General features: G+C 63.7%; 7 protein-coding genes. 1 reads left to right on the top strand and 6 read right to left on the bottom strand.

The window, feature by feature from the left end:
- Nucleotides 1-180 precede the first annotated feature (180 nt).
- Nucleotides 181-684: a DUF3145 domain-containing protein gene (locus tag ACFUOZ_RS17985; protein WP_018776197.1), complete on the top strand. Its 504-nt coding sequence runs from the start codon at nt 181-183 to the stop codon at nt 682-684.
- Nucleotides 685-786: 102 nt separating this feature from the next.
- Here the strand turns inward: ACFUOZ_RS17985 and ACFUOZ_RS17990 are convergent, their stop codons facing one another.
- The 6 genes from ACFUOZ_RS17990 to ACFUOZ_RS18015 form a co-directional block, all read right to left on the bottom strand.
- Nucleotides 787-2022 carry a beta-ketoacyl-[acyl-carrier-protein] synthase family protein gene (locus ACFUOZ_RS17990; protein WP_377550580.1) on the bottom strand — a complete coding sequence of 412 codons (1236 nt, stop codon included), beginning with the start codon at nt 2020-2022 and terminating at the stop codon, nt 787-789.
- 130 nt (nt 2023-2152) lie between these two features.
- Nucleotides 2153-2398 carry an acyl carrier protein gene (locus tag ACFUOZ_RS17995; RefSeq protein WP_011692310.1) on the bottom strand — a complete coding sequence of 82 codons (246 nt, stop codon included), beginning with the start codon at nt 2396-2398 and terminating at the stop codon, nt 2153-2155.
- Between the two features lie 116 nt (nt 2399-2514).
- Nucleotides 2515-3576, bottom strand: a complete 1062-nt coding sequence (locus ACFUOZ_RS18000; protein ID WP_262275240.1) for a beta-ketoacyl-ACP synthase III — start codon at nt 3574-3576, stop codon at nt 2515-2517.
- Nucleotides 3573-4502, bottom strand: coding sequence for an ACP S-malonyltransferase (locus tag ACFUOZ_RS18005; protein WP_377550583.1), 930 nt, complete (start codon nt 4500-4502; stop codon nt 3573-3575). The genes ACFUOZ_RS18000 and ACFUOZ_RS18005 overlap by 4 nt, the downstream gene beginning before the upstream one ends.
- An 88-nt stretch (nt 4503-4590) precedes the next feature.
- A complete protein-coding gene (locus ACFUOZ_RS18010; protein WP_377550585.1) occupies nt 4591-5835 on the bottom strand; it encodes a PucR family transcriptional regulator in 1245 nt (414 codons plus the stop codon).
- Nucleotides 5836-6017: 182 nt separating this feature from the next.
- The coding region (locus ACFUOZ_RS18015; RefSeq protein WP_377550587.1) for a hypothetical protein at nt 6018-6227 on the bottom strand (210 nt) is incomplete at its 5' end.

A 6227-nucleotide genomic window follows, 5' to 3' on the forward strand; every position in this document is an offset into this window, starting at 1 on the left:
GCACCACGGGGAAACCTTCAATTCACGCTTGAGGGTTATATCTGTGCCAAGATCGTCAACAGGACTACACAAATGAATAGCCTGTCAGGGCCCGAATGGGTTTCATGACATCCGGCAGCATCGGCAAACATCCGGGCAGAGGTCGTTGGGGAAGACGTACCTACAGCTATGGAGGATGGAATGTCTGTTGCAACAACCCGCGGTGTCTTGTTCGTGCACTCGGCCCCAACGGCACTTTGCCCGCATGTTGAGTGGGCCATTGGATCGGTCGTGGACAAGCGGACCGATCTTGAGTGGACCCCTCAACCTGCCGCGCCCGGAATGTTCCGGGCGGAGCTTTCCTGGACCGGTGCGCCGGGAACTGGGGCACAACTGGCGTCGGCTCTTCGGGGCTGGGCGCATCTGCGCTATGAGGTTACTGAGGAACCCAGCCAGGGCGTCGATGGTGCCCGCTGGTCGCACACGCCTGAGCTCGGCATTTTCCATGCCGTGACCGATGTGCACGGCAACATCATGGTGACCGAAGACCGCATCCGTTACGCGTACGAATCCGGAGCCGGAGATCCTTCGGCCGTTTACCACGAGTTGTCGTTGGCTTTGGGTGAGGCATGGGACGAGGAACTGGAGCCATTCCGGCACGCAGCCGAGGGCGCCCCCGTGCGTTGGCTGCACCAGGTAGGCTGACGGGCTGGATAAGCAAGACCCCATAGCAATGAAGAGGGCCCCACCGGATGGTGGGGCCCTCTTCATGTCAAGGACGAAATCCTTGGGCTAAGGAAGCCCGGTTCAGACGTTTCGCACCGCAATGACGGCGTTGTGTCCGCCGAAACCGAACGAGTTGCTCAGCGCCACGATGTCTCCCGTTGGCAGGTCGCGGACGGAGGTTACGACGTCGAGGGGGATCTCGGGATCCTGGTTCTCGAGGTTGATGGTGACCGGGGCCTTGCGTTCGTAGACGGCAAGCACGGTCAGGACGGCCTCAACGGCGCCTGAAGCACCCAGGAGGTGGCCCATCTGCGACTTCGTTGCCGAGACCGCGACGTTGTCCACGTGGGTCCCAAGGGCAGCACGGAGGGCCGTGTACTCGGGCTTGTCGCCTACCGGGGTTGAAGTGGCGTGCGCGTTGACGTGCACAACGTCCTCGGCCTGGATCCGGCCATCGAACATTGCGGCCTTCAGGGCCCGGGTGGCACCCAGGCCCTCGGGGTCAGGCGCGGTGATGTGGTAGGCATCCGCCGTCACGGAAGTTCCAGCGAGTTCCGCGTAAATACGGGCGCCACGTGCGATGGCGTGTTCCTCGGCCTCCAGGACCAAGGCGCCGGCACCTTCACCCATGACGAAGCCGTCACGGTCGGTGTCGTACGGGCGGGAAGCGCGCTCGGGCTCGTCATTGCGGCGGGACAGAGCCTGCATGGAAGAGAAAGCGGCCAACGGCATCGGGTGGATAGCTGCTTCGGCGCCACCACATACCACTACGTCCGCCTTGCCGGACCGGATCAGGTCCAATCCAAGGTGAAGGGCTTCTGTGCCGGACGCGCAGGCGGAAACCGGAGTGTGGGCACCGGCGCGTGCTCCGAGGTCGAGGCTGACGGCAGCCGCCACGCCGTTGGGCATGAGCATGGGCACCGTCATGGGGAGAACACGGCGTGGACCCTTGTCCCGGAGGGTGTCCCAAGCATCAAGGAGCGTCCAAACGCCACCGATTCCCGTAGCAAAAGCCACTGCAAGGCGATCGTGGTCGATCTCGCCGATTCCGGCGTCGGACCAAGCTTCGCGGGCGGCGATGACGCCAAACTGCGTGGAGGGGTCCATTCGCTTGGCCTCAACCCGGCTCAGAACCTCCAGGGCAGGCGTGGAGCACCTGGCAGCAAAGTGGACGGGGAGGTCGTACTTGGCGACCCACTCGTCTTCGAGGGTACGGGCGCCGGAGACCCCTTTCAGCGCGTTCTGCCACATTGTGGGTACGTCGCCGCCGATGGGAGTGGTGGCCCCCAGACCGGTTATGACTACTTTGCGTGCCATGCGATCACTCTCTGTCGGATCAGCCGTCCCGTTCGCGGTCAGCGCGGGCGGCAGGAAAACTTTGGGCGTTACTGCGGCTGTGCCGGGCCCAGGACTGGCGCCCCGGGCCCGGCACAGCTGGTGTCAGGACTTAGGCCTGTGCGTTGGCGATGAAGCTGACGGCGTCGCCGACGGTCTTGAGGTTCTTGACCTCTTCGTCGGGGATGCGGACGCCGAACTTCTCTTCAGCGTTGACAACGATGGTCATCATGGAGATGGAGTCGATGTCCAAGTCCTCGGTGAAGGACTTGTCGAGCTCGACGGCTTCGGTGGCAAGGCCGGTCTCCTCGTTGACGATTTCAGCCAGGCCGGCCAGGATCTCTTCGTTGCTAGCCATTGTTGGCTCCTTTTCTTGTTGTACCGGCTGCTGCCGGAAAGGGGGCAAACCGCGGTTACGGTTTGGGTTTGTCAGGAATATTCAGTTGGCTGGAGGCCGCCGTGGCCGGTCCAGGTCTACGGCAGGACGACAACCTGTGCGCCGAAGACCAAGCCGGCGCCGAAGCCGATCTGCAGGGCAAGGCCCCCGCTCAAGCCAGGGTTCTCCTGGAGCAAGCGGTGAGTCGCCAAGGGGATGGAGGCAGCTGACGTGTTTCCGGCCTGGGCGATGTCGCGGCCGATCACAACAGATTCGGGAAGCTTCAGCTTCTTCACCATCTCATCAATGATGCGCATGTTCGCCTGGTGGGGAACGAATGCAGCGAGGTCACTGGCTTCGATGCCTGCAGCGTCCAATGCCTGCTGCGCCACCTTGGCCATTTCCCAGACGGCCCAGCGGAAGACGGTTTGCCCGTCCTGGCGCAGGGTTGGCCACACATCCTGGGTTGCTGAAAGGATGGCGGGGTCGTCAATCTCGTCCGAGTGCCTGGCGGACTCGCCGAGCTTCTTGACGTCTTCAAGGGAGTGGGTCATGCCGATGGCGTCCCACTTGCTGCCGTCGGAGCCCCATACGGAGGGGCCGATACCGGGTGTGTCGGAGGGGCCAACCACGACGGCGCCGGCTCCGTCACCCAGGAGGAACGAGATGGTGCGCTCGTGGTTGTCGATAACATCCGAGAGCTTTTCTGCGCCAACCACCAGAACGTACTCGGCCGCGCCGGAGCGGACCAATGCATCAGCCTGCGCAACGCCGTAGCAGTACCCGGCACAGGCGGCAGAAATATCGAAGGCGGGTGCCGGCGTCGCGCCCAAGCGGTCGGTCAACGCAGCTGCTGCGGAGGGCGTCGCGTAGGGGTGGGTAACTGTGGAGACAATGACGGCCCCCAGCTGTGATGCTTCGATGCCTGCCTGGGCCAGTGCTTCCCGGGCTGCCCCTTCGGCCATGTCGATGACGCTGACATCCTCCGCCGCGCGGTGGCGGGTGATGATGCCGGTCCGCTGGCGGATCCATTCGTCCGAGGAATCGATCCATTGGCAAACGTCCTCGTTGGTGACGATGACGTCGGGGCGGTAGGCGCCGATGCCCAGGATGCGGGCGTTCTCATTGACGGCGGCTTTGTTGAGTACCGGCGTGCTCATGCCTGTCCCTCCAGTTCAGCAAAGAGTGCGAGAGCCGCGGACAGGTCGTCCGGGGTTTTGACTGCAACGGTCTTCACACCGGGCATCCCGCGCTTGGCCAGTCCGGCCAGGGTACCGGCCGGTGCAAGTTCGATGACGCCGGTAACGCCGCGCTCCACCAGAGTTTCCATGCACAGGTCCCAACGGACCGGACGGGACACCTGGGCAATCAAGCTCTCGACGGCGGCAGGTCCCGACGTGACTTCCTTGCCGTCGTAGTTGGACAGAAGGGGCACGGATGGGCTCTGCGGCGACAGTGAAGGCTTGAGGGCCTCAAGGGCACTGACTGCGGGGGCCATGTGGGAGGTGTGGAACGCACCGGCTACCTTGAGCGGAATAACGCGCGCCTTTGCCGGCGGGTTGTCCGCGAGGGCCTTGAGCTGCTCGAAGGTTCCCGCGGCGACGGTCTGGCCGGCTCCATTGACGTTGGCCGGGGTGGCGCCGGAGGCTTCGATCGCTGCAAGGACGTCAGCGGGATCGCCGCCTACTACAGCACTCATGCCCGTGGGAGTCACTGCGGCTGCCGCAGCCATGCTGTTGGCACGTTCACGGACGAAGGTCATGGCCTCGGCCTCGGTGAGGACGCCGGCAAGGGCGGATGCCGTGATTTCGCCAACGGAGTGGCCGGCCAGAATGACTGGCAAGGTGCTCAGTTCGACGTCGAACAGCGACTTCGCGGCCACGAGGCCCGCTGCAACGATCAGCGGCTGCGCGACGGCGGTGTCCTTGATGGTCTCTTCGTCGGAGGTGGTGCCATGGGCCTTGAGGTCAATGCCTGCGATCTCGCTCAGGGCGGCCACTTGGCCTTCGACGGAGGGGAGTTCCAGCCAGGGGGCCAAAAATCCGGGGGTCTGGGAGCCCTGTCCAGGGCAGACGATTGCAAGCACGTATCCAGCTTTCCAAATTGCCACGTGATCCACTGGTGTTTCGGTACACCAAGCTCACTGGGTCAGTTTGTAGGAAGTCTACAACGGTTCAGTTCTGCGAACGTGACGCATGACGTTCGGGAACGGCTTTCGGCGGGGCCGAAAGGCGTCCTACAACCAAGGCCGTTTGCAGCACAAACGCCTCCCTTGGAAGCAGCGGATCCCAGCCTGTCACGTCGCAGACACGCTTCAAACGGTAGCGCACTGTGTTGGCGTGGACGAACAGTTCCCTGGCGGTAGCTTCCAGGGAATGCCCCAATTCAAGGTAGGTCCCGAGGGTCTCCACGAGGCCGTTCGAGGCCGCGAGCAGGGGCCGGTAGATGTTCTTGATGAGGGATCGCCGGGCAGCATCATCACCGGAAACCACGCGCTCCGGAAGGAGATCATCGGCGGCAACAGGCCGGGGGGCGGAGGGCCACGCACGGGCCGCGGTCAGGCCCGCGAACGCCGCCTGGGCGGAGCTGCTCGCTTCAAGCAGGGAGCCGGCTTCAGGGCCATACACCACCGCGCCCGGCGCGAAAAGTTCACTGAGCTTCAGGTACGCGGTGTCCCGGTCCTGCACTCCACCCAGGATCAGGATGAGGCGGTCGCCCTGGATTCCCACCAGCGCATCCTCGGCGAACCTGCCCGCAGTGCGACGCAGCTCGCTGACGTAGCTTGCGCTGGGCTCAGACGGTGAATTTCCCACCATGACAGTGAACCGCTCCTGGGCTTTCCAGCCCAGGGCCGCGATCCGCGACCTCAGCGCATCGGTGTTCTCTCCCCGGAGGATGGCGTCAACAATCAGCGCCTCCAGACGGGTGTCCCAGGAACCACGCGACTCTGCGGCGCGGGCGTAGACATCCGCGGCGGCGAAGGCCACCTCCCGCGAATAACGAAGGACGGCTTCCCGCAACGATGGCTGGTCTGACTCCGGAGCTATGACTGGTACTTGGTCTTCAACCACTTCAACCACGATGCGGATCAGTTGCAGGGCCTTCTGCAGGCTGATGGAGCGGGTGAGCTCCGTCGGGGCATTGCCGAACACATCGGTGAGAATCCAGGACGGCGAACTGGGGCGTTCATACCAGGTCACGAAGGCGGCGATTCCGTTCTGCGCCACCAGGCCCAGTGCGGAGCGTTCATCTGAGCTCAAGCGGCTGTACCAGGGGAGCGACTTCTCCAGTTGGCGCATCGTGCTGGTGGACAGCTGCCCTACGTTGGCGCGGAGCTGCCGCAGGGTCTCCGCCTTTTCCGGCGACAACGCCTGGGTCGCTGCCTTGCGCTTTGAAGTTGTTTTGGTGGGCTCTGCCATGGAATGAGCATACGGCCCCACCGTTGGAAGCTCCATTTGTGCGAAGGCTACAACTGGCATTGTCGCCCGTCACGTTCGGCGCCGCGTTCAGTACAGCAGTTAAAGCCCGACGGCGGCCCCCACCTTTGGTGAGGACCGCCGTCGCGGATGGTGCTGGTGACGCGTGACGTCCCGGAAAGGACTTAGGCGTCTCCGCCTGCTCCACCGGTGGTGCCGGCGTTCACATCGAGGAGCCGGTACTTGTCGATCGCCTTTTCCATGGCACCTTCTTCAACTTCGCCCTTGGCGGCGAGTAGTTGGAGGGTTTTGGTGACGATGGAGTGGGTGTCGTTTTTGAAGTAGCGGCGGGCGGCTTGGCGGGTGTCGGAGAAGCCGAAGCCGTCTGCTCCGAG

This window comes from Paenarthrobacter sp. NPDC057355, assembly GCF_042667405.1.
GTDB lineage: Bacteria > Actinomycetota > Actinomycetes > Actinomycetales > Micrococcaceae > Arthrobacter.